At 54.1% G+C, this 21,900-nt stretch carries 15 protein-coding genes and 3 rRNA genes; 6 read left to right on the top strand and 12 right to left on the bottom strand.

Annotated elements, in window-relative coordinates:
- Nucleotides 1-104 precede the first annotated feature (104 nt).
- Complete coding sequence (gene pgi / locus B9P82_RS20750) at nt 105-1,751, bottom strand: glucose-6-phosphate isomerase (RefSeq protein ID WP_019077879.1); 1,647 nt, start codon at nt 1,749-1,751, stop codon at nt 105-107.
- 302 nt (nt 1,752-2,053) lie between these two features.
- Here pgi and lysC point away from each other — a divergent pair, with 302 nt between their 5' ends.
- From lysC to B9P82_RS20735, 3 genes are all read left to right on the top strand, one after another.
- Entirely contained in the window at nt 2,054-3,403 is a 1,350-nt protein-coding gene (gene lysC / locus B9P82_RS20745) for a lysine-sensitive aspartokinase 3 (RefSeq protein ID WP_016155333.1), read from the top strand.
- Nucleotides 3,404-3,495: 92 nt separating this feature from the next.
- On the top strand, nt 3,496-4,422 hold the full coding sequence (panS, locus tag B9P82_RS20740) for a ketopantoate/pantoate/pantothenate transporter PanS (protein ID WP_101700860.1): 927 nt from the start codon (nt 3,496-3,498) through the stop codon (nt 4,420-4,422).
- 101 nt (nt 4,423-4,523) lie between these two features.
- The gene (locus B9P82_RS20735) at nt 4,524-4,796 is read left to right on the top strand and encodes a YjbD family protein (RefSeq protein ID WP_003826541.1); all 273 of its coding nucleotides are present in this window, start codon (nt 4,524-4,526) and stop codon (nt 4,794-4,796) included.
- Here B9P82_RS20735 and rluF read toward each other — a convergent pair.
- Together rluF and ftrA are read right to left on the bottom strand one after the other, a co-directional pair.
- Nucleotides 4,793-5,668: a 23S rRNA pseudouridine(2604) synthase RluF gene (gene rluF, locus B9P82_RS20730; protein ID WP_016155331.1), complete on the bottom strand. Its 876-nt coding sequence runs from the start codon at nt 5,666-5,668 to the stop codon at nt 4,793-4,795. The genes B9P82_RS20735 and rluF overlap by 4 nt on opposite strands.
- Nucleotides 5,669-5,736: 68 nt before the next feature.
- The gene (gene ftrA, locus B9P82_RS20725) at nt 5,737-6,717 is read right to left on the bottom strand and encodes a transcriptional regulator FtrA (protein WP_101700859.1); all 981 of its coding nucleotides are present in this window, start codon (nt 6,715-6,717) and stop codon (nt 5,737-5,739) included.
- Between the two features lie 84 nt (nt 6,718-6,801).
- On the opposite strand from ftrA, the gene B9P82_RS20720 reads away from it, so the two are divergent.
- Nucleotides 6,802-7,221: a rhodanese-like domain-containing protein gene (locus tag B9P82_RS20720; protein ID WP_019077882.1), complete on the top strand. Its 420-nt coding sequence runs from the start codon at nt 6,802-6,804 to the stop codon at nt 7,219-7,221.
- Between the two features lie 156 nt (nt 7,222-7,377).
- A complete protein-coding gene (pepE, locus tag B9P82_RS20715) occupies nt 7,378-8,067 on the top strand; it encodes a dipeptidase PepE (protein WP_016155430.1) in 690 nt (229 codons plus the stop codon).
- Between the two features lie 56 nt (nt 8,068-8,123).
- On the opposite strand, the gene B9P82_RS20710 is transcribed toward pepE, so the two are convergent.
- Both B9P82_RS20710 and metH read right to left on the bottom strand, forming a co-directional pair.
- Nucleotides 8,124-9,755, bottom strand: a complete 1,632-nt coding sequence (locus B9P82_RS20710; protein ID WP_016155327.1) for a Na/Pi cotransporter family protein — start codon at nt 9,753-9,755, stop codon at nt 8,124-8,126.
- A gap of 213 nt (nt 9,756-9,968) precedes the next feature.
- Nucleotides 9,969-13,652: a methionine synthase gene (metH, locus tag B9P82_RS20705; protein ID WP_047357747.1), complete on the bottom strand. Its 3,684-nt coding sequence runs from the start codon at nt 13,650-13,652 to the stop codon at nt 9,969-9,971.
- Nucleotides 13,653-13,847: 195 nt separating this feature from the next.
- Here metH and iclR point away from each other — a divergent pair, with 195 nt between their 5' ends.
- On the top strand, nt 13,848-14,672 hold the full coding sequence (gene iclR, locus B9P82_RS20700; RefSeq protein WP_047357748.1) for a glyoxylate bypass operon transcriptional repressor IclR: 825 nt from the start codon (nt 13,848-13,850) through the stop codon (nt 14,670-14,672).
- Between the two features lie 17 nt (nt 14,673-14,689).
- Here iclR and aceK read toward each other — a convergent pair whose 3' ends face one another.
- The 7 genes from aceK to B9P82_RS20660 form a co-directional block, all read right to left on the bottom strand.
- The gene (aceK, locus tag B9P82_RS20695) at nt 14,690-16,417 is read right to left on the bottom strand and encodes a bifunctional isocitrate dehydrogenase kinase/phosphatase (RefSeq protein WP_080860373.1); all 1,728 of its coding nucleotides are present in this window, start codon (nt 16,415-16,417) and stop codon (nt 14,690-14,692) included.
- Nucleotides 16,418-16,519: 102 nt separating this feature from the next.
- Nucleotides 16,520-17,824, bottom strand: a complete 1,305-nt coding sequence (aceA, locus tag B9P82_RS20690) for an isocitrate lyase (protein ID WP_016155323.1) — start codon at nt 17,822-17,824, stop codon at nt 16,520-16,522.
- A 35-nt stretch (nt 17,825-17,859) separates the two neighbouring features.
- Nucleotides 17,860-19,461, bottom strand: coding sequence for a malate synthase A (gene aceB, locus B9P82_RS20685; RefSeq protein ID WP_101700858.1), 1,602 nt, complete (start codon nt 19,459-19,461; stop codon nt 17,860-17,862).
- A gap of 268 nt (nt 19,462-19,729) precedes the next feature.
- Entirely contained in the window at nt 19,730-20,659 is a 930-nt protein-coding gene (metA, locus tag B9P82_RS20680; RefSeq protein ID WP_016155321.1) for a homoserine O-acetyltransferase MetA, read from the bottom strand.
- Nucleotides 20,660-21,324: 665 nt separating this feature from the next.
- A 5S ribosomal RNA gene (rrf, locus tag B9P82_RS20670) occupies nt 21,325-21,440 on the bottom strand.
- 26 nt (nt 21,441-21,466) lie between these two features.
- Nucleotides 21,467-21,582: ribosomal RNA gene (gene rrf, locus B9P82_RS20665) — 5S ribosomal RNA — on the bottom strand.
- A gap of 98 nt (nt 21,583-21,680) precedes the next feature.
- Nucleotides 21,681-21,900, bottom strand: a 23S ribosomal RNA gene (locus B9P82_RS20660); the annotation flags it as partial.

Below are 21,900 nucleotides of genomic sequence, written 5' to 3'. Positions count from 1 at the left end.
TGCAGCAAGGCGGCAAGATCGTTAATCCCCGGGAGCATAGATAGCTATGCGACCGGGGTTAACGAACACAGCCAACAGCGCTGCAGCTCGAAGGAAGAAGCAGATTAACGCCAGGACTTATAACGGTTAATCAAACCGTTAGTTGAGCAATCATGGCTGGTGATTTCTTTATCATCATTCAGCTCTGGCAGAATGCGATTCGCCAGCTGTTTGCCCAGCTCAACGCCCCACTGGTCAAAGGTGAAGATATTCAGGATCGCGCCCTGAGTGAAGATTTTGTGCTCGTACAGCGCAATCAGCGCACCCAGGCTGAACGGTGTGATTTCGCGCAGCAGGATGGAGTTAGTTGGACGGTTACCTTCGAACACTTTGAACGGCACAACGTGGTCAAGCGTTGCCGGATCTTTACCCTGGTCGCGGTATTCCTGCTCAACCACTTCACGAGATTTACCAAAAGCCAGCGCTTCGGTCTGAGCGAAGAAGTTAGACAGCAGTTTCGGATGGTGATCCGACAGCGGGTTGTGGGTGATTGCCGGAGCGATGAAATCGCACGGAACCATTTTGGTACCCTGATGAATCAGTTGGTAGAACGCATGCTGACCGTTAGTACCCGGCTCACCCCAGATGATTGGGCCTGTCTGGTAATCCACCGCATTGCCGTTACGGTCAACGTATTTACCGTTGGATTCCATATTGCCCTGCTGGAAGTAGGCCGCGAAACGGTGCATATACTGGTCGTACGGCAGAATCGCTTCGGTTTCAGCACCGAAGAAATTGTTGTACCAGATACCGATCAGCGCCAGCAGCACCGGCAAGTTTTTCTCCGCCGGAGTGGTGGAGAAGTGTTTGTCCATGGCGTGCGCGCCAGAGAGCAGCTCAACAAAGTTGTCGAAGCCCACAGAAAGGATGATGGACAGACCGATTGCAGACCACAGGGAGTAACGACCGCCAACCCAGTCCCAGAACTCGAACATATTGGCGGTATCAATACCGAACTCGCCAACCGCTTTACCGTTAGTGGAGAGCGCTGCGAAGTGTTTAGCAACGTGCTTGTTGTCGCCAGCGGTCGCCAGGAACCAGTCGCGCGCGCTGTGGGCGTTAGTCATGGTTTCCTGAGTGGTGAAGGTTTTGGAAGCGACCAGGAAAAGCGTAGTCTCCGGATTCACTTTCTTCAGCACTTCGGCAATGTGCGTACCATCGACGTTAGACACAAAATGCATGTTCAGGTGATTTTTGTACGGGCGCAGCGCTTCGGTCACCATGAACGGGCCGAGGTCTGAACCGCCGATACCGATGTTCACGACATCAGTAATGGCTTTACCGGTATAGCCTTTCCAGCTTCCGGAGATAATCGCTTCAGAGAAGGATTTCATCTTCTCAAGCACCGCGTTCACTTCCGGCATCACATCTTTGCCGTCAACGATGATTGGAGTGTTGCTACGGTTGCGCAGCGCCACGTGCAGCACGGCACGATCTTCAGTGCGGTTAATTTTCTCACCGGAGAACATGGACTTGATGGCGCCTGCCAAATCGGTCTCTTTCGCCAGATCCTGCAGTTTAGCCAGCGTCTCTTCAGTGATGCGGTTTTTGGAGAAATCCACCAGCATCAGATCGTCAAACGTTGCGGAAAATTTAGTGAAACGATCGCTATCTTTCGCGAACAGATCCGCGATAGTAACGTCTTTCATCTCTTCAAAGTGTTTTTGTAGTGCCTGCCAGGCTGAGGTCTGCGTTGGATTGATGTTTTTCATTAGCAATACTCTTCTGATTTTGAGAATTGTGACTGAGATCGATTGTAACGCCAGTCACAGAAAAGTGTGATTGTTTTAATGCCATCGCCCTTGTATCCATCGAACCAGGGTAAAAAGTATAGATGTTATAAGCGCTGTTACTGAACGGAAACGCAGCATGAAAAATCCGCATAATCCCAGCGTTGACAGTGCAAGCTACACATTTTATTTATAAATACGGTATTTGCATTTGCGCCTGCACCGGTTTTCGTTCTGCCTTATGTGCCATGGTCGCTCTATTCATTCCCTGACACGAGGTAGTTATGACTGATGTAGTTGTCTCCAAGTTTGGCGGTACCAGCGTGGCGGATTTTGATGCCATGAATCGCAGCGCTGATGTGGTACTTTCTGATGCTAACGTCCGTGTAGTGGTACTTTCCGCTTCCGCTGGAATTACCAACCTGCTGGTCGCACTGGCTGAAGGGCTGGAGCCAACCGAGCGCTTCGAAAAACTCGACGCCATTCGTCAAATTCAGTTCAATATTCTGGAACGCCTGCGTTATCCAAACGTAATTCGTGAAGAGATTGAACGTCTGCTGGAAAACATCACCACGCTGGCAGAAGCGGCATCACTGGCGACCTCAACCGCCCTGACCGACGAACTGGTCAGCCACGGTGAACTGATGTCTACCCTGTTGTTCGTCGAAATCCTGCGTGAACGCAACGTGCAAGCACAGTGGTTTGACGTGCGTAAAGTGATGCGCACCAACGATCGTTTTGGTCGCGCAGAACCCGACGTCGCGGCGCTGGCTGAACTGGCAACGCTTCAGTTGGCCCCGCGTCTGAGCGAAGGTCTGGTAATCACTCAGGGTTTTATCGGCAGCGAAGGCAAAGGCCGCACCACCACGTTGGGGCGCGGCGGTAGCGATTATACAGCCGCCCTGCTGGCCGAAGCGCTGCACGCAACGCGCGTCGATATCTGGACCGATGTTCCTGGCATTTACACTACCGATCCGCGCGTTGTTCCTGCAGCGCAGCGTATTGATGAAATCGCCTTTGAAGAGGCCGCGGAAATGGCGACCTTTGGCGCGAAAGTGCTGCACCCGGCAACCCTGTTGCCGGCCGTACGTAGCGATATCCCGGTATTTGTTGGCTCCAGCAAGGATCCAAAAGCAGGCGGTACGCTGGTCTGCAATAAAACCGCGAATCCACCGCTGTTCCGTGCGCTGGCGCTACGCCGTAAGCAGACGCTGCTGACGCTGCATAGCCTGAATATGCTGCACTCTCGCGGCTTTTTAGCAGAAGTGTTCGGCATCCTTGCACGCCACAATATCTCGGTAGATTTAATTACCACATCAGAAGTCAGCGTGGCGCTGACGCTGGATACCACCGGTTCAACCTCCACCGGCGATACGCTGTTAACGCAATCTCTGCTGATGGAACTGTCTGCCCTGTGCCGGGTTGAAGTCGAAGAAGGCCTGGCGCTGGTGGCGTTGATTGGCAACGACCTGTCCAAAGCCTGCGGCGTGGGTAAAGAGGTGTTTGGTGTACTGGAGCCGTTCAACATCCGCATGATTTGCTACGGCGCGTCCAGCCATAACCTGTGCTTCCTGGTGCCCGGTAGCGAAGCCGAACAGGTGGTACAGAAGCTGCATCATAATTTGTTTGAATAATATTTCATCACGCGATAAACAATAACTATAGCCGGGCTCGAACCCGGCTTTTTTATAACAACACAACACATTTCAATCGCAAGGAAGATAACATGCTCGCTACTCTCACGCGGCTGTTCCCGTTATGGGCGCTGCTGCTCTCTGTTATTGCGTATTACACGCCCTCCACCTTTACGCCTGTCGGGCCATTCGTACCGTCGTTGCTGATGCTGATCATGTTCGGCATGGGCGTTCACCTGAAGGTGGACGACTTTAAACGCGTACTCTCACGCCCCGCACCTGTCGCGGCGGGTATTTTCCTGCACTATCTGGTGATGCCGCTCGCCGCATGGATTTTGGCGCTGGCATTTAATATGCCGCCGGAACTGTCGGCAGGGATGGTGCTGGTCGGTAGCGTCGCCAGCGGAACGGCATCGAACGTCATGATCTATCTGGCAAAAGGTGATGTGGCGCTCTCCGTGACTATTTCATCGGTTTCAACGCTGGTCGGCGTTGTCGCCACGCCGCTGCTGACACGGCTGTATGTCGACGCGCATATCCAGGTGGATGTGATGGGTATGCTGCTGAGTATTCTGCAGATCGTGGTCATTCCGATTGCTTTGGGACTGGTCATTCACCATCTGTTCCCACGCGTCGTAAAAGCCGTGGAACCGTATCTGCCGGCGTTTTCTATGCTGTGCATCCTGGCGATCATCAGCGCCGTCGTGGCGGGTTCCGCCTCGCACATTGCGTCTGTCGGCTTTGTGGTGATTATCGCCGTGATCCTGCATAACACCATTGGCTTGCTCGGCGGCTACTGGGGCGGAAAACTCTTTGGTTTCGACGAGTCAACCTGTCGTACGTTGGCTATTGAAGTGGGCATGCAGAATTCAGGGCTTGCCGCTGCGCTGGGCAAAATCTACTTTGGCCCGCTTGCGGCGCTGCCCGGCGCGTTGTTCTCGGTCTGGCATAACCTTTCCGGTTCGCTGCTGGCAGGTTACTGGTCCGGTAAACCGATTGAAGAAAAAGAACGCCGCTAATTGGCGGCGGCAGGCCGGATAGCGGCTAACACCTTATCCGGCCTACCCAGCCTCTGCACTTTGCCGTACACTGCGGATATCGGCTAACAGAGGGCACCCTTATGGCACTCCCCCGCATTACCCAAAAAGAGATGACCGAGCGCGAACAGCGTGAACTGAAAACGCTGCTCGACCGCGCGCGCATTGCGCATGGTCGACTGCTGACCAACGCTGAGACCAACAGCATCAAGAAAGAGTACATCGATAAACTGATGGCCTTGCGCGAAGCAGAAGCTAAAAAAGCCCGCCAGTTGAAGAAAAAGCAGGCTTATAAACCGGATGCGGAAGCATCATTTTCCTGGTCAGCGAATACGCCAACGCGCGGCAGACGTTAACGCCCTTTCTTCTTACGCCCCGGCGAGGTAAAACGCTTCCCGTTTGCCGCCGGGCGCGATTTCTCTTTCTCTGCCGATTTTTCGATTTTCACCACCGGGCGCTTAATGCCTGCGGTTTTTGGCTTCGCTTTCGCCTTCGGTTTGGCTTCTGAGGACGAGTTCTCAATCAGCTTGAACAGGTCGATCAGTTCGTCATCCGTCAGGTCACGCCATTCACCCAGCGGCAGGCCGGACAGACCAACGTTCATGATACGTGTACGCTCAAGCTTAGTAACTTCATAGCCAAAGTGCTCGCACATACGACGGATCTGGCGGTTCAGCCCCTGAATCAGCGTGATGCGAAACACAAACGGCGCTTCTTTCTTGACCTTACATTTCTTGGTAACGGTGCCAAGGATTGGCACACCGGCACTCATCCCACGGATAAAGTCATCAGTGACCGGCTTATCTACCGTCACCAGATACTCTTTTTCGTGATCGTTACCGGCACGCAGGATTTTATTCACCAGGTCGCCGTGGTTGGTCAGAAAGATAAGCCCCTGGGAATCTTTGTCCAGACGACCGATTGGGAACACGCGCTTGCTGTGGTTAACAAAATCAACAATGTTGTCGCGTTCGCTGTCTTCAGTGGTGCTGACAATCCCTACTGGCTTGTTCAACGCGATAAAAACCAGATCTTCCGCTTCACGCGGCTCAATCAACCGACCATTCACTTTTACGACGTCGCCAGGCATCACCTGATCGCCAATGGTGGCGCGTTTACCATTCAGGAAGACATTCCCTTGTTCGATAAAGCGATCCGCCTCGCGGCGCGAGCAGATTCCGCTTTCACTGATGTATTTATTTAATCGGATGGATGAGTCGGGCAGCATAATTTCTCCTTTGACAGCGAAATATACCCTACCTTGCGGGGGATAAAAAAGCAGAGCGTGAAAATGTGCTATCGCATCTGATTACGTAATGCCTGCGGGCTGATACCAAATCGTTTTTGAAAGTGGTAACGCAAAGAGTTTGCGCTGCCGAACCCGGTTTGCTGCGCGATCTGCTCAATACTGATATGGGATGTATTGAGCGCCTGCTGCGCACGGTTTAGCCGTTCATTCATCAGCCAACGTGCGGGAGTAAGCCCCGTTGACTCCTGAAATCGCCGCATCAACGTTCGGGGACTCATACCGACCTGGCTGGCCAGAGCGTCAAGGGTATGCTTCTGCGCGATATTGTTATGTAACCAGTCAAGCAAAAGACCAAAACGCTGGCTTTCCCGACTGCGGGCAACAGGACGCAGTTGCTGCTGAGTCTGGCTGCCATCCCTGTGGGGCTGCAGCACCAGGCGACGGGCCACGTTATTGGCAATCTCAAGTCCAAAATCAGTGCGCACCACATGCAAACATAAATCAATCCCTGCCGCACTACCTGCCGAAGTGAGCACGTCGTGGTCACCGACATACAGGACATCTTCCACGACGTTGATGGCGGGAAAGCGTCGCTGGAGTTCACTGACGTAACGCCAGTGCGTCGTCGCCTTACGGTCATCCAGCAAACCTGCCGCAGCCAGAACAAATACACCAGAACAGATAGAGATGACTCGACAACCGCGTTGATGTGCTTCACGAAGCGCATCGCATAATGCTTCCGGGACCGGTGAGCTCACGTCACGCCAGCCAGGAATGACAATAGTGTCTGCTTCTTGCAGCAATTCATACCCACCGTCCACCACGATACGAACCCCGCCAGTTGCCCTTAATTCACCTAGATCAACCGAAGCCACGGCAAAACGATACCAGCTCTCTCCCAGTTCAGGTCGCGGAAGCCCAAAAACTTCCACTGCGACGCCAAACTCGAAAGTACATAGCCCGTCATAAGCGAGTGCAACGACCAACGGGCGAGAAGATGTTGTCATGATCCTGGCGGAATCTGTCATAGTCAGAGGGTGTTTCGAGGTTAATTTTTTGATGAGATAAGAGGTAACACAACAGCTGATTTCACCACAAGAGAAAACAACAATATGAGTACCGTAACTGATATTCCAGCCGCTTCATCTGCACAAGCTATCGCCCATTTCCAGCAACGTCTGAATATGGAGACGGATTGTTCTGACGTTCATTCCGCGATGGCTGCTGACGACAAAGATTTTGTGCTTTTACATGTGGTGGGGAGTGCAGAGAGTTTTTCCCGTTGTCATATCCCTGGCGCGATTCATCTTCCCCATCGACTGATAAATACGGAATCCTTGAAAAAATGGCCACAGGACACACTGTTTGTCGTCTATTGCGCTGGCCCACACTGTAACGGGGCCGATCGCGCGGCGCTGAAGTTGGCGCAGCTAGGTCGACCGGTGAAAATAATGATTGGTGGTATTAAGGGCTGGGAGGACGAAGGCCTGGCGTTTGCCACTACGCAAAAGGACGCTGTTTCAATAGATTGATCGTTGTTAAGTCCGAACGGATTTTTCCAACAGGAGGTTGTGGTTAACCCATTCGGCTTTCCCCCCTTCCAACATCGTGAGCCATATCAGTAAGGCGTTACGCTGATAGTGGTAGCATTAGCGCGGTTTGTAATTTTCTGATTACATGGAGAAATGATGGAACTGCTTTTATTGAGTAACTCGACGCTGCCGGGCAAAGGCTGGATGGAACATGCGCTACCGCTGATTGCTGAGCAGCTGAATGGTCGCCGTACGGCGGTGTTTATTCCGTTCGCTGGCGTGACTCAAACCTGGGATGAATACACGGCGAAAACGGCAGCCATCTTTGCGCCAATGGGCGTCAACGTTACTGGCATTCATACCGTTGCCGATCCGATCGCTGCCATTGAAAACGCAGAGCTGGTGATTGTCGGCGGGGGTAACACCTTCCAGTTACTGAAAGAGAGCCGCGAGCGCGGACTGCTGGCGCCGATTGTGGATGTCGTCAAACGCGGTGCGCTGTACATCGGCTGGAGCGCAGGTTCTAACCTCGCCTGCCAGACCATCCGCACCACCAACGACATGCCGATTGTCGATCCAAAAGGTTTTGATGCCCTGGGTCTGTTCCCGCTGCAGATTAACCCACATTTCACCAATGCGCTTCCGGAAGGCCACAAAGGCGAAACGCGTGAACAGCGTATTCGCGAGCTGCTGGTTGTGGCACCAGAGCTGACGGTGATTGGTTTGCCGGAAGGAAACTGGATTAAGGTGAGTAACGGCCAGGCGGTTCTTGGCGGTCCGAACACCACTTACGTCTTTAAAGCGGGTGAAGACGCGGTTGCCCTCGAAGCAGGTCACTGCTTCTAACCGACGTTGCCGGATAACGGCATAAATGCCTTATCCGGCCAACCGGTCCACCTCACTCAATAATCGTCGCGCTCATCGTCCTCATCCGGCTGTTCCAGCACGCTATAGGCCACGGAACAAAACAGCGAGTTCAGACGCTGCATATCGCCCAGCAGCGCCAGGTGCAAGGAGCTGGTCTCGATGCTCTGCACGTTCTGCTGATGCAGACGGTCAACGTGCGCATGCGAATACCGACGGTTGAGAATACGGAAACGGTGCTTGCTACGGCGCAGACGACGGGCGCTGGTCACGTCACCTGAGAAGAACACCGACATCGCCAGCTGCAGATTGCTGAGCAGCTGATCGAAGAGCGCATCCAGCTCTTTCAATCCTTCCACGGAGAATGCGCGACGAGCAGCCAGCGACTTATCCGCTATCTCACTGCCCATACGTTCGACAATATCGGAAGCCTGCTCGAGGTTAAGCGACATTTCGATAATCTCCGCCCAACGGCGTGATTCCTCTTCCGCCAGTTCATCCTTTGGCATCCGGGCCAGATAGAGCTTAATTGCCGTGTATAGCACGTTAATGTCGTCCGCCATCCTGCGCAGCTCTTTCTCTTCACGCGGCTCGCCGTGCATCACCTTCTTCAGCCCGTCCATCATCTGCTCCATCGCGTCGCCGATGCGCAGAGCTTCACGAGCGGCATTGGCCAGGGCCAGCGTCGGCGTATCCAGCGCACTGACGTCCAGATGCTTGGGCTTCAAATGCGCATCCAGCTCCGGCTCATCGCGGATGATGCGCTTACAAAAACGCGCCATCGGTTCTGCAAACGGCACCATCGCCACGCAGCGCACCAGGTTGTAGAAGACATGGAAGTAAATAACCAGTTCAGATTTCGGTAGCGGCAGTTCATCCATCAGATTTGCCAACGGATGAACAAACGGCAGGATAATCAGGCTACCCACCAGCTTAAACAGCAGGCTACCGAGCGCCACACGGCGGGCGGCGGCGTTAGCGGCGCTGTTATTAAGCATCGCCAGCAGGCCAGAGCCGAGGTTGGCGCCAATCACCAGACACAACGCCACCGGGAACGAGATAATGCCTGCCGCGGTCAGCGTTGCCGTCAGCAGCACCGCCGCAAGGCTGGAGTAACTGATAATCGCGAACATAGCGCCAATCAGCGCATCCAGCATGATATCGCCGGTGAGCGAGGCGAAAATAACCTGTACGCCGTTAGCCTGGGTGATCGGTGTTACCGCCTGCACAATCAGTTCCAGCGCCAGTAAAATCAACCCCAGTCCAATACCAACCCGCCCCAGTTGCCCCACACGGGACTGCTTACGTCCGAGAAAGAAGATCACGCCGATAAAAATCAGCAGTGGCGACAGCCAGGAGAGATCGAAAGTCAGGATACGCGCCATCAGCGCGGTCCCGACGTCGGCGCCGAGTACAATCACCAGCGCAGGGGTGAGCGCGACGAGGTCCTGCGCGACAAACGAGGTCACCAGCATGGTGGTGGCGTTGCTGCTTTGTACCAGCGCCGTCACCCCGATACCCGCACAAAAGGCGAGCGGCTTCTTTTCAACACTACGGCTGAGTACGGTACGCAAACGGGCGCCGAAGACGCGCATCACGCCGGTGCGCACAATATGCGTACCCCAAACCAGCATAGAGACAGCAGAAAGCAGGTGTAACAGAGTTAGCACGGAATCAGGTTCTCCTTATCGTTATATGTTCCTGAGGCTCATAGCGATGACATAACACCTGATGACGCCACGCTTATCAGGCCGACAAAAATGTGCCATCCGGCAAGCAGTACCGATGAACGTTCTTTCAGTATAAGGGTTTAAACGTAATAAAGAGACAAGGCACTCATTGAGTGCCTTGTTTGTTGTAAATAAAGATGACAGTTTTGTGAATCAGTCAGCGTCATAGCCCAGATTAGGCGCTAACCAACGTTCGACTTCCGCCACGCTCATGCCTTTACGGAAGGCGTAATCTTCAACCTGATCGCGCTGGATTTGCGCCACGGCGTAGTACTTGCTGTCTGGATGACTGAAATACCAGCCGGAAACCGACGCACCTGGCCACATCGCGAAGGATTCGGTGAGCTTCATCCCGGTGTGCGCTTCTACATCCAGCAGTTCCCAGATGGTGGCCTTTTCGGTGTGTTCCGGGCAAGCCGGATAGCCCGGTGCCGGGCGAATTCCCTGGTAGTTTTCGCGGATCAGCTCCTCGTTGCTGAGGTTCTCATTCGCCGCATAGCCCCAGTAGACTTTACGCACGCGCTCGTGCAGATATTCCGCGAACGCTTCCGCCAGGCGGTCGGCGATCGCTTTCACCATGATCTTGTTGTAGTCGTCATGCTGGGCTTCGAAGGCGTCCGCCAGTGCATCTTCCTCCAGACCGCCGGTAACTGCGAAAGCACCGATGTAATCCGCTTTGCCGCTCAGTTTCGGCGCAACAAAGTCAGACAGGCAGTAGTTGGCGAAACCGACTTTTTCCGTCTGCTGGCGCAGGTGATGACTGACGTTGATGACGTGCGTACGCGTCTCGTCACGGTAAATCTCGATGTCGTCTCCCACGCGGTTAGCCGGGAACAAGCCCACCACGCCGCGCGGATTCAGGGTTTTCTCAGCACTGAGTTTATCCAGCATGTCATTGGCGTCTTTGAACAGACGTTTCGCCTCTTCTCCCACCACCTCATCTTCGAGTATGCGCGGGTATTTCCCGGCCAGCGACCAGGTCATAAAGAACGGCGTCCAGTCGATGTAGTTGCGCAGCGTTTCGATGCTGGCTTCAACGCTCTGTACGCCGAGGCGGTGCGCCACTGGCGGCGTGTAGTTTTCCCAGTCGAAGGCCAGATCGTTGTCGCGGGCAGCCTGTAACGTTACTGGTGGGGTCCGCGGTTTCTTACGCGCATGCTGGATACGCACAGTTTCGTACTCTTTACGCGTACGGGCGACAAAGTCATCGCGCTGAGTGTCAGAGAGGAGTGCGGCAACTACGCCAACGGTACGCGAGGCGTTCTGCACATAAACCGTTGGACCACTGTAGTTCTGCTCTATTTTCACCGCCGTGTGCGCTTTTGAGGTGGTCGCGCCGCCAATCAGCAACGGAATAGTGAACCCCTGACGCTCCATCTCTTTCGCCACGTTGACCATTTCGTCCAGCGACGGGGTAATCAGCCCGGAAAGACCAATCAGATCGGCATTCACTTCACGTGCCGTTCTGAGGATTTTCTCCGCTGGCACCATCACGCCAAGATCGACGATTTCGTAGTTGTTACATTGCAGCACCACACCAACGATGTTTTTGCCGATATCGTGCACATCGCCTTTCACGGTAGCAATGACCATCTTGCCGTTGCTGGAGCCTTTCTCTTTGCTGGCCTCAATATACGGTTCGAGGTAGGCCACCGCCTGCTTCATCACGCGGGCGGATTTCACCACCTGCGGCAGGAACATTTTGCCCTCGCCAAACAGATCGCCAACCACGTTCATCCCGTCCATCAGCGGCCCTTCAATCACCTCGATCGGACGCGCGGCCTGCTGGCGAGCTTCTTCAGTATCCTGCTCAATAAATTCGGTAATGCCTTTCACCAGCGAATATTCGAGGCGCTTTTTCACGTCCCAACTGCGCCATTCCGCCATCTGGGCATTGGCAGTGTCATCAGTTTTGCTACCGCGATATTTCTCAGCCAGCTCCAGCAGACGCTCGGTGCCATCGTCACGACGGTTGAGAATCACATCTTCAACCGCATCGCGCAGCTCGGCGGGCAGGTCGTCGTAAATCGCCAGTTGTCCGGCGTTGACGATCCCCATGTCCATGCCGTTGCGAATGGCGTAGTAAAGGAATACCGCGTGAATGGCTTCACGAACCGGGTCGTTACCACGGAAGGAGAACGACACGTTGGAGACGCCGCCGGAGATCAGCGCGTGCGGTAGTTCGCGTTTGATGTCCTCACAGGCGCCGATAAAGTCCTGGGCGTAGTTGTTGTGCTCATCAATCCCGGTCGCGACCGCAAAGATGTTCGGGTCGAAGATAATGTCTTCCGGCGGGAAGCCTACCTCTTCGGTAAGAATGTTGTACGCCCGACGGCAAATCTCAATTTTACGTGCTCGGGTGTCGGCCTGCCCCTGCTCGTCAAAGGCCATCACCACCACTGCGGCACCGTAGCGTCGCAGCAACTTCGCGTGGTGGATAAAGGTCTCAACCCCCTCTTTCATCGAGATGGAGTTAACGATGCCTTTACCCTGAATGCACTTCAGCCCTTTTTCGATGACGTCCCATTTCGAGGAGTCGATCATAATCGGCACACGGGCGATATCCGGCTCACCGGCGATAAGGTTGAGAAAACGCACCATCGCCGCTTCGGCGTCGAGCATCCCCTCATCCATATTGATATCGATAATCTGTGCGCCGCTTTCCACCTGCTGACGGGCGACATCCAGCGCTTCGTTGTATTTCTCTTCTTTGATCAGTCGCTTAAATTTTGCCGAACCGGTGACGTTGGTACGCTCGCCGACGTTCACAAACAGGCTATCGTCGCCAATATTCAACGGTTCAAGGCCAGACAGACGGCAGGCTACCGGGATTTCCGGCAAGCGGCGCGGCGGCAAGCCTTCCACTGCGCGGCTCATCGCGGCGATGTGTTCCGGCGTGGTGCCGCAGCAGCCGCCGACCACGTTGAGGAAGCCCGCTTGCGCCCACTCGCGTATTTGCGCCGCCATGGTGTCTGCATCAAGATCGTATTCGCCAAAGGCGTTCGGCAACCCGGCGTTCGGGTGCGCGGTAACGTAGCATTCGGCAATGCGCGACAGTTCCTGCACGTACTGGCGCAACTCGTCCGGGCCTAAGGCGCAGTTCAGACCGAAGGTCAGCGCATCGGCGTGGCGCAGTGAGTTATAGAACGCTTCGGTTGTCTGACCGGAGAGCGTACGCCCGGAAGCATCGGTGATGGTGCCGGAGAGCATAATCGGCAACTCAACGCCCAGCGCTTCAAATTCGGTTTTAACCGCGAAAATAGCGGCTTTGGCGTTCAGGGTATCGAAGACGGTTTCAATCAGGATCAGGTCGCTGCCACCTTCCACCAGCGCTTTGGTGGATTCACGGTAGGCGGCCACCAGCTGATCAAAGGTAATATTGCGGTAAGCCGGGTCGTTGACGTCAGGCGAGATAGACGCCGTACGGTTGGTTGGGCCGAGCACGCCCGCGACATAACGCGGTTTTTCCGGTGTGCGTGCCGTCCATTCGTCTGCCGCCGCGCGCGCCAGTTTGGCTGCTGCAAAGTTGATTTCCGCCGACAGGGATTCCATCTGGTAATCCGCCATGGCGATCGTCGTGGAGTTAAAGGTGTTGGTTTCGATGATATCCGCGCCCGCCTCAAAATAGGCGTTATGGATGGCGGCGATCACCTCAGGTTTGCTGAGCACCAACAGGTCGTTGTTGCCTTTCAGATCGCACGGCCAGTCGGCAAAGCGTTCGCCGCGGAAATCCTCTTCGCTCAGACGATATCCCTGGATCATGGTGCCCATACCGCCGTCCAGCACCAGAATACGTTCATTTAACTGCTGACGTAATTGTTCAACTTTGCTGCTCACACTCGCTCCCGACAACGCTCAACCAGACCGAAAAAAACTCAACAGACCATACTGGCACAAACCTGAGAGGTGGAAAAGAGAACAACGGCCAACATGAGACATGTTCAGCTTCACTCATCCGATCAGTACAGGAATTCTTGCATTATAATTGAATAAAACGAAAATGATTTCCACGATACAGAAAAGGAGTCCGCCATGGTTGCCACAATCCCCGCGAAACGCGGTAGAAAACCCGCCGCTGCTACTACGCCTGCAACCGGGCAGGTTCAGTCTCTGACCCGCGGCCTGAAGCTACTGGAGTGGATTGCAGAATCCAACGGCAGCGTGGCGCTAACCGAGCTGGCACAGCAGGCCGGCTTGCCAAACTCCACGACTCACCGTTTGTTGACCACCATGCAGCAGCAAGGATTTGTCCGTCAGGTGGGTGAATTAGGCCACTGGGCCGTGGGTGCGCATGCGTTTATCGTCGGCAGCAGCTTTTTGCAAAGCCGTAATTTGCTGGCGATTGTCCACCCGATCCTGCGCAAGCTGATGGAAGACTCCGGTGAGACGGTAAACCTTGCCGTGTTAGATCAAAGCGACCATCAGGCCATTATTATCGACCAGGTGCAGTGTACCCAACTGATGCGCATGTCCGCGCCTATCGGCGGCAAACTGCCGATGCACGCCTCCGGTGCGGGTAAGGCGTTTTTATCCCAACTGAGTGAAGAACAGGTGACTGGCCTGCTGCACCGTAAAGGGCTGCACGCTTACACCCACGCCACGCTGGTGTCGCCGGTGCATTTGAAAGAGGATTTAGCCCAGACGCGCAAGCGCGGCTACTCCTTTGATGATGAGGAGCATGCGCTGGGTCTGCGCTGCGTGGCGTCGTGCATTTATGATGAACACCGTGAGCCGTTTGCCGCTATTTCCATCTCCGGACCCATTTCGCGCATTACCGACGATCGAGTGACCGAGTTTGGCGCCATGGCGATCAAAGCGGCGAAAGAAGTCACGCTGGCATACGGCGGATTTCGTTAAGAAAGGGTTGCCGGACATCAAGCCGAAAATCTGATGCAAAACCGCTGTTTGCGCCGGTAGGCGTAAACATCTTCCACGTGTCCTTCACGGATCCGCGTTTGCAGACCTCGCCAGTAGTCGGCGCTGAACAGGTCAGCATGCATCTCTTCAAATAGCGGCCCGATACGCGGGTCAGCGCATAGCCAGTGACGAAACTCTTCCGGGAAGACATCCCCCGGCGATACGCTATACCACGGTTCAGCGCTCATCTCATCTTCCGGGTAACGCGGCGGCGGGATATGACGGAAATTCACCTCCGTCATGTAGCAAATTTCATCGTAGTCGTAGAACACCACGCGCCCGTGGCGAGTCACGCCGAAGTTCTTAAACAGCATATCGCCGGGGAAAATATTGGCGGCGGCCAGCTGACGAATGGCATTGCCGTACTCTTCAATTGCATCGCGCAGTTGCTGGCCTTCGACCTGCTCCAGCCAGATATTCAGCGGCACCATCCGTCGTTCGATATACAAATGGCGAATGACAATCTGCTCGCCGAGATCGGTAATTTTTTCCGGGGCTTCCTGTAGCAACAGCGCCATCAGCGACGGATCGATTTGCCGTTTATCCAGCACAAAGTTCTCGAACTCCTGGGTGTCAGCCATCCGCCCGACACGATCGTGCTCCTTGACCAGTTGATAACAGGCGCGGACGTGGGCGGCCGACATCTCTTTTTGCGGAGCAAATTTGTCTTTGATGACTTTAAAGACGCGGTCGAAGCCCGGCAGGGTAAACACCAGCATCACCATGCCGCGGATCCCCGGCGCTTCGATAAATTGCTCATCGCAATGGGCAAGATAGAGCAGATATTCGCGGTAACTTTCGGTCTTCGCGTGTTTCTGACAGCCAATCGCCATATACAATTCAGCGGTGGTTTTACCGGGCAGGATCTCGCGCAGCCACTCCACTAACGCGGCGGGCAGCGGGGCGTAAACCATAAAATACGAGCGGGCGAAGCCAAACACGATACTGGCTTCCGCCGTTGTGGTCAGGCAGGTATCGACAAACAGTTCGCCCTCGTCAGTACGGTGAATTGGCAGTAAAAACGGCAGCGTCCCGGAAGGGGTAATCAACTTCCCGACCAGCCAGGCGGCCTTGTTGCGATAAAACAGTTCGTTCGCCACCTGCAAATGACTGCGCTGCAACAGATCCGCCCCCAGCGTTTCGGTCAGGTGTTCGATGATGTAGTGGATATCCCGATGTCTGTTCTGCCACGGCAGACGCAAGGGCAGATCGCTGAGGACGCGCGTAAGCAGCCACTCCCAGCCGGTATCGGGAAAAAAGTCTTTCGCCAACGGGCGTGGGATCGTGCGAAAACGGCGCTCTGGCTGAGAGCTGAAAATAAACAGTCGCTCGGGAGTCAGCGAGCGGTGGTCAAATAACCGGCAATAGACGGAGTTAAAGAAACTCTCCGCAATCTCGAAGCGTGGATAATCTGGCAATAGCCGGGTGTAATGCTCTTTCACGCGAAGTAAAAAATCCGCGTCGGTACTTTTGCCGTCAGTAATGCAGCGCAGTTGCTCCACCACCAGACCCACATGATGATCGTAAAGGTGGATACGGCTTTTCATCGCCTGCTGAACCGCGTGCCAGTCGGCATGTTCAAAACGCTGCTGCGCGCCGGAGGTCACTTCCAGAAAACGCCCGTACTGGGCGTCGAAACCTTGCAAAATCGTCTGAGCAATCAGTAATTCCAGGCCACGCGTCATCAATTTCTCCCATCCGGCACAATGTCATGCCGGATGGCGCATTCGCTTATCCGGCCTACATCCCTTCGTAGGCCCGGTAAGCGCAGCGCCACCGGGCATTGATCAAAACTGCGATTCTTCAGTCGAGCCGGTCAGCGCGGTCACTGAAGAAGTGCCGCCCTGAATGATGGTGGTTACTTTGTCGAAATAGCCTGTCCCCACTTCCTGCTGATGGGACACGAAGGTGTAGCCATCTTTAGCCGCCGCAAATTCCGGCTGCTGAACCTTCTCAACGTAGTGGCGCATGCCTTCACCCTGCGCATAGGAATGCGCGAGGTCGAACATGTTGAACCACATGCTGTGAATACCCGCCAGCGTAATGAACTGGTATTTGTAACCCATATCGGACAGCTGTTGCTGGAAGCTGGCAATGGTTTTGTCATCCAGGTTTTTCTGCCAGTTAAACGATGGCGAACAGTTGTAGGCCAGCAGTTTGCCTGGGAATTTCGCATGAATAGCATCGGCAAAGCGCTTCGCCAGTTCGAGGTCCGGCGTGGAGGTTTCACACCACACCAGATCCGCATACGGTGCGTAGGCCAGGCCACGGCTAATCGCCTGCTCAATGCCCGCATGCGTACGGTAGAACCCTTCGCTGGTACGTTCGCCAGTGATGAACTCGCTATCGTATGGGTCGCAATCAGACGTAATCAGATCGGCTGCGTCAGCATCGGTACGCGCAATCACCAGCGTCGGAACGCCCATGACGTCTGCAGCCAGACGGGCTGCCACCAGTTTCTGGATAGCTTCCTGAGTCGGCACCAGGACTTTGCCGCCCATGTGACCACATTTTTTCACCGATGCGAGCTGATCTTCGAAGTGAACGGCCGCTGCACCAGCCTCAATCATCGATTTCATCAGTTCAAACGCGTTCAGTACCCCGCCAAAACCCGCTTCCGCATCGGCAACGATCGGCAGGAAGTAATCCACATAGCGCGGATCGTTCGGCTCAATACCGGTTGACCATTGGATCTGATCGGCACGACGGAATGTGTTGTTGATCCTGTCCACCACCGCCGGAACGGAGTTCGCTGGATACAACGATTGATCCGGATACATGCTGGACGCCAGGTTGGCATCTGCCGCCACCTGCCAGCCTGAAAGGTAGACCGCTTCAATACCAGCTTTCGCTTGCTGCAGCGCCTGACCACCAGTCAGCGCGCCGAGGCTGTTGATATAACCTTTCTTCGATTCGCCGTGTAGCAGACGCCACATTTTCGCCGCGCCAAGCTGCGCCAGCGTGCATTCCGGGTTGACCGAGCCACGTAATTTCACCACTTCCTCCGCGCTATAGGGGCGGGTGATGCCTTCCCAGCGCGGTTGAGTCCATTCTTTCTGTAATTCTTCGATTTGTTGAGTACGGGTTTTCATGTGCAGATGCTCCATTAGGATAAATTGTGGGTAAATTAGGCCAACAGGCGGTAGCCCGGTAACGTCAGGAAGTCAATTAACTCGTCGGAAGTGGTGATTTGCTCCATCAGGCGCGCGGCATCGTCAAAACGCCCGCTGCTGTAGCGGTGTTCCCCCAGTTCGTCCTGAATCACCAACATCTCTTCGGCCAGCATCTGGCGGAACAACGGTTTGGTAACCGGTTTGCCGTTGCTGAGCGTTTTCTGGTGGTGGATCCACTGCCAGATGGAGGTACGAGAGATTTCGGCGGTGGCCGCATCTTCCATCAGACCGTAAATCGGTACGCAGCCGTTACCGGAGATCCACGCTTCGATGTACTGCACCGCGACACGAATGTTGGCACGCATGCCTTCTTCAGTACGCTCACCTTCACAGGGTGCCAGCAATTGTTCTGCGGTAATCGGCGCATCTTCTTCACGGGTCACAAACAGCTGATTTTTGTTTTCACCGAGTACGTCGTTGAACACCGCCATTGCGGTATCTGCGAGTCCTGGATGGGCAATCCAGGTGCCGTCATGACCGTTATTGGCTTCCAGCGCTTTGTCCGCTTTTACCTTGGTCAGAACCTGGTTGTTACGTTCCACATCTTTGCTGGGAATGAACGCAGCCATGCCGCCCATCGCGAACGCGCCGCGTTTATGACAGGTTTTAATCAGCAGACGCGAATACGCACTGAGGAATGGCTTATCCATCGTCACCACCTGACGGTCCGGCAACACGCGATCCGGGTGGTTCTTCAGGGTTTTGATATAACTGAAAATGTAGTCCCAGCGACCGCAGTTCAGGCCCACAATGTGGTCACGCAGCGCGTGCAGAATTTCGTCCATCTGGAAAACGGCTGGCAGCGTTTCAATCAGCAGGGTCGCTTTAATTGTGCCGCGCGGCAGATTAAAGCGATCCTCTGCATAGCTGAACACTTCACTCCACCATGCCGCTTCTTGCCAGGCCTGCGTTTTGGGTAGATAGAAATAAGGGCCACTGCCTTTTGCCAGCAACGTTTTGTAGTTGTGGAAGAAATAGAGGGCAAAGTCGAACAGGCTGCCCGGGATCGATTCGCCACGCCAGGTGACGTGTTTTTCCGGCAGGTGCAGACCGCGAACGCGGCACACTAACAGGGCCGGATTGGGTTTGAGTTGATAAATTTTACCGGCTTCGTTGGTGTAGCTAATGGTGCCATTGACTGCATCGCGCAAGTTGATCTGCCCGTCGATAACTTTGCTCCACTCAGGAGCCAGCGAATCTTCAAAATCAGCCATAAAGACTTTGACGTTCGCGTTCAGCGCGTTGATAACCATCTTGCGCTCAACCGGTCCGGTAATCTCTACACGGCGATCCAGTAAATCATCAGGAATACCGCGAATTTTCCAGTAACCTTCGCGAATGGAAGCTGTTTCCGAAATAAAGTCAGGCAACTTACCGTCATCAATATCCTGCTGCTGCTGGATACGTGCAGCCAGAAGTTTATTCCGCTTTGGCGTAAATCTTGTCACCAGCTCGGTCAGAAACTCCACCGCTTCAGCGGTCAGAATCTGCTGTTCCTGTTCGCCACGCGGCCTGGTGAAGATCAGTTCATCGGTTGTCGTTGCCTGTTGATTCATTGCGTAGTTCCTCGTCATTGATCCAAACACATCCCCAATGCGAACGAAGGATCGTTGTGCGGTTTTCGTTCAGCACAACTAAGACTACTCATTTAAATTTCAAAATCAAAAACAATTTCCATTTTTAATTTAATTATCAATTAACCTATTGATAACAATATAAATAAAATTTAATTACACATTGAGGTGCGTTTCGGAAATAAAAAAGGCACCCGAAGGTGCCTGATTCAACATGCTGAAACGCTTAAGGATCGTCTGTTACAGAAGATTAATCCAGCGTTGGATTCATGTGACGCAGATCATATGGCGTGATCTGGTAAACGTAATAGTTGAGCCAGTTGGTAAACAACAGATTGCCGTGGCTACGCCAGGTTGCCCGCGGTTTATTTTGCGGGTCATCTTTTGGGAAGTAGTTATAGGGCACTTCCGGCGTTAAGCCCGCTTCGACGTCACGAAAATATTCACTGCCGAGTGTATGGGCGTCATATTCAGGATGGCCCGTTACGAAGGCGATACGTTTATCTTTGCTGGCAAACAGGTAGGCATCTCCCTCTTCTGTTTCGGCAAAAATCTCGAGATCGGTGTAGTCCCTGATAAGGGCAGCAGGAAAATCGGCATAGCGCGAATGCGGGGCCAGGAACGCATCATCAAATCCACGCGTCAGCAGCGCATGAGGATGAAGAATATGGTGCTCATAGACGCCTGAGAGTTTATCCGTACGGGTTTGCTTGGGAATTCCGTACAGGATATTCAATGCGGCTTGCACCGCCCAACAGACAAAGAGCGTCGATGTAACATGATCTTTCGCCCATTCAAGCACTTGTTTAATCTGCGGCCAGTAAGCCACGTCATTAAATTCAACCAGACCCAACGGCGCGCCGGTCACGATCAGTCCATCAAAGTTCTGATCGCAGATATCCTCGAAATTACAGTAAAAGTTATTCAGATGCTCCGTAGGGGTGTTGCGTGACTCGCGGGCATCAATGCGCAATAGCTGAACATCTACCTGCAGCGGTGAGTTAGAGAGTAAACGCAGGAACTGGTTTTCCGTTTCAATCTTCTTGGGCATCAGGTTGAGGATAAGCACCTTCAGTGGACGAATTTCCTGACCAGAAGCGCGAGATGACGTCATCACAAAGACGTTTTCCTCACGCAAGAAATTGACGGCGGGTAGCTCGTCCTGCACGCGAATTGGCATAACCTGATAACCTCACTACATACATTTAAACGTTTAGACATCCAGATAGCTGAAGATACCCAGGAATCATGCGAATGTCGAGCCTGCATCCTCAAGTTGAGAAAGTTTCACGGCTCCTTGCTGTAGATTAGTGCAGTAAAGAAAAAAGGAGAATGCTATTCGTCGTTCGCGTAACAGGCAATGTGCTGCCGGGAGAGCCAGGTGCGCTGCGCTTCTCAGGCCTGAACACCGGTTACAACATGATGGGCTGGATAAAATGGTACGCTGCATCCGGCAGTTTTCACTCCCTTCAGACGCAAAAAAGCCCATCCGGCAGGATGGGCTTCTTCACTTATTTAATGCCTGGCAGTTTATGGCGGGCGTCCTGCCCGCCACCCTCCGGGCCGTTGCTGCGCAACGTTCAAATCCGCTCCCGGCGGATTTGTCCTCCTCAGGAGAGCACTCACCGACAGACCACAGATAAAACAAAAGGCCCGGTCTTTCGACCGGGCCTNATGCCTGGCAGTTTATGGCGGGCGTCCTGCCCGCCACCCTCCGGGCCGTTGCTGCGCAACGTTCAAATCCGCTCCCGGCGGATTTGTCCTCCTCAGGAGAGCACTCACCGACAGACCACAGATAAAACAAAAGGCCCGGTCTTTCGACCGGGCCTTTCGCTTTTATTTGATGCCTGGCAGTTCCCTACTCTCGCATGGGGAGACCCCACACTACCATCGGCGCTACGGCGTTTCACTTCTGAGTTCGGCATGGGGTCAGGTGGGACCACCGCGCTACAGCCGCCAGGCAAATTCTGTTTATCAACACACCTCTCNCTGGCAGTTCCCTACTCTCGCATGGGGAGACCCCACACTACCATCGGCGCTACGGCGTTTCACTTCTGAGTTCGGCATGGGGTCAGGTGGGACCACCGCGCTACAGCCGCCAGGCAAATTCTGTTTATCAACACACCTCTCGGGTCTGTCGATGTAATCTGTAATCAAGCTGAATTTCGATGTCTCATCCGCCAAAACATCTTCGGCGTTGTAAGGTTAAGCCTCACGGTTCATTAGTATCGGTTAGCTCAACGTATCGCTACGCTTACACACCCGACCTATCAACGTCGTCGTCTTCAACGTTCCTTCAGGACCCTTAAAGGGTCAGGGAGAACTCATCTCGGGGCAAGTTTCGTGCTTAGATGCTTTCAGCACTTATCTCTTCCGCATTTAGCTACCGGGCAATGCCATTGGCATGACAACCCGAACACC

The sequence above is a fragment of the Citrobacter sp. L55 genome, from assembly GCF_002850715.1.
GTDB lineage: Bacteria > Pseudomonadota > Gammaproteobacteria > Enterobacterales > Enterobacteriaceae > Citrobacter > Citrobacter braakii.
This window is presented reverse-complemented; position numbering and strand designations above follow the sequence as displayed.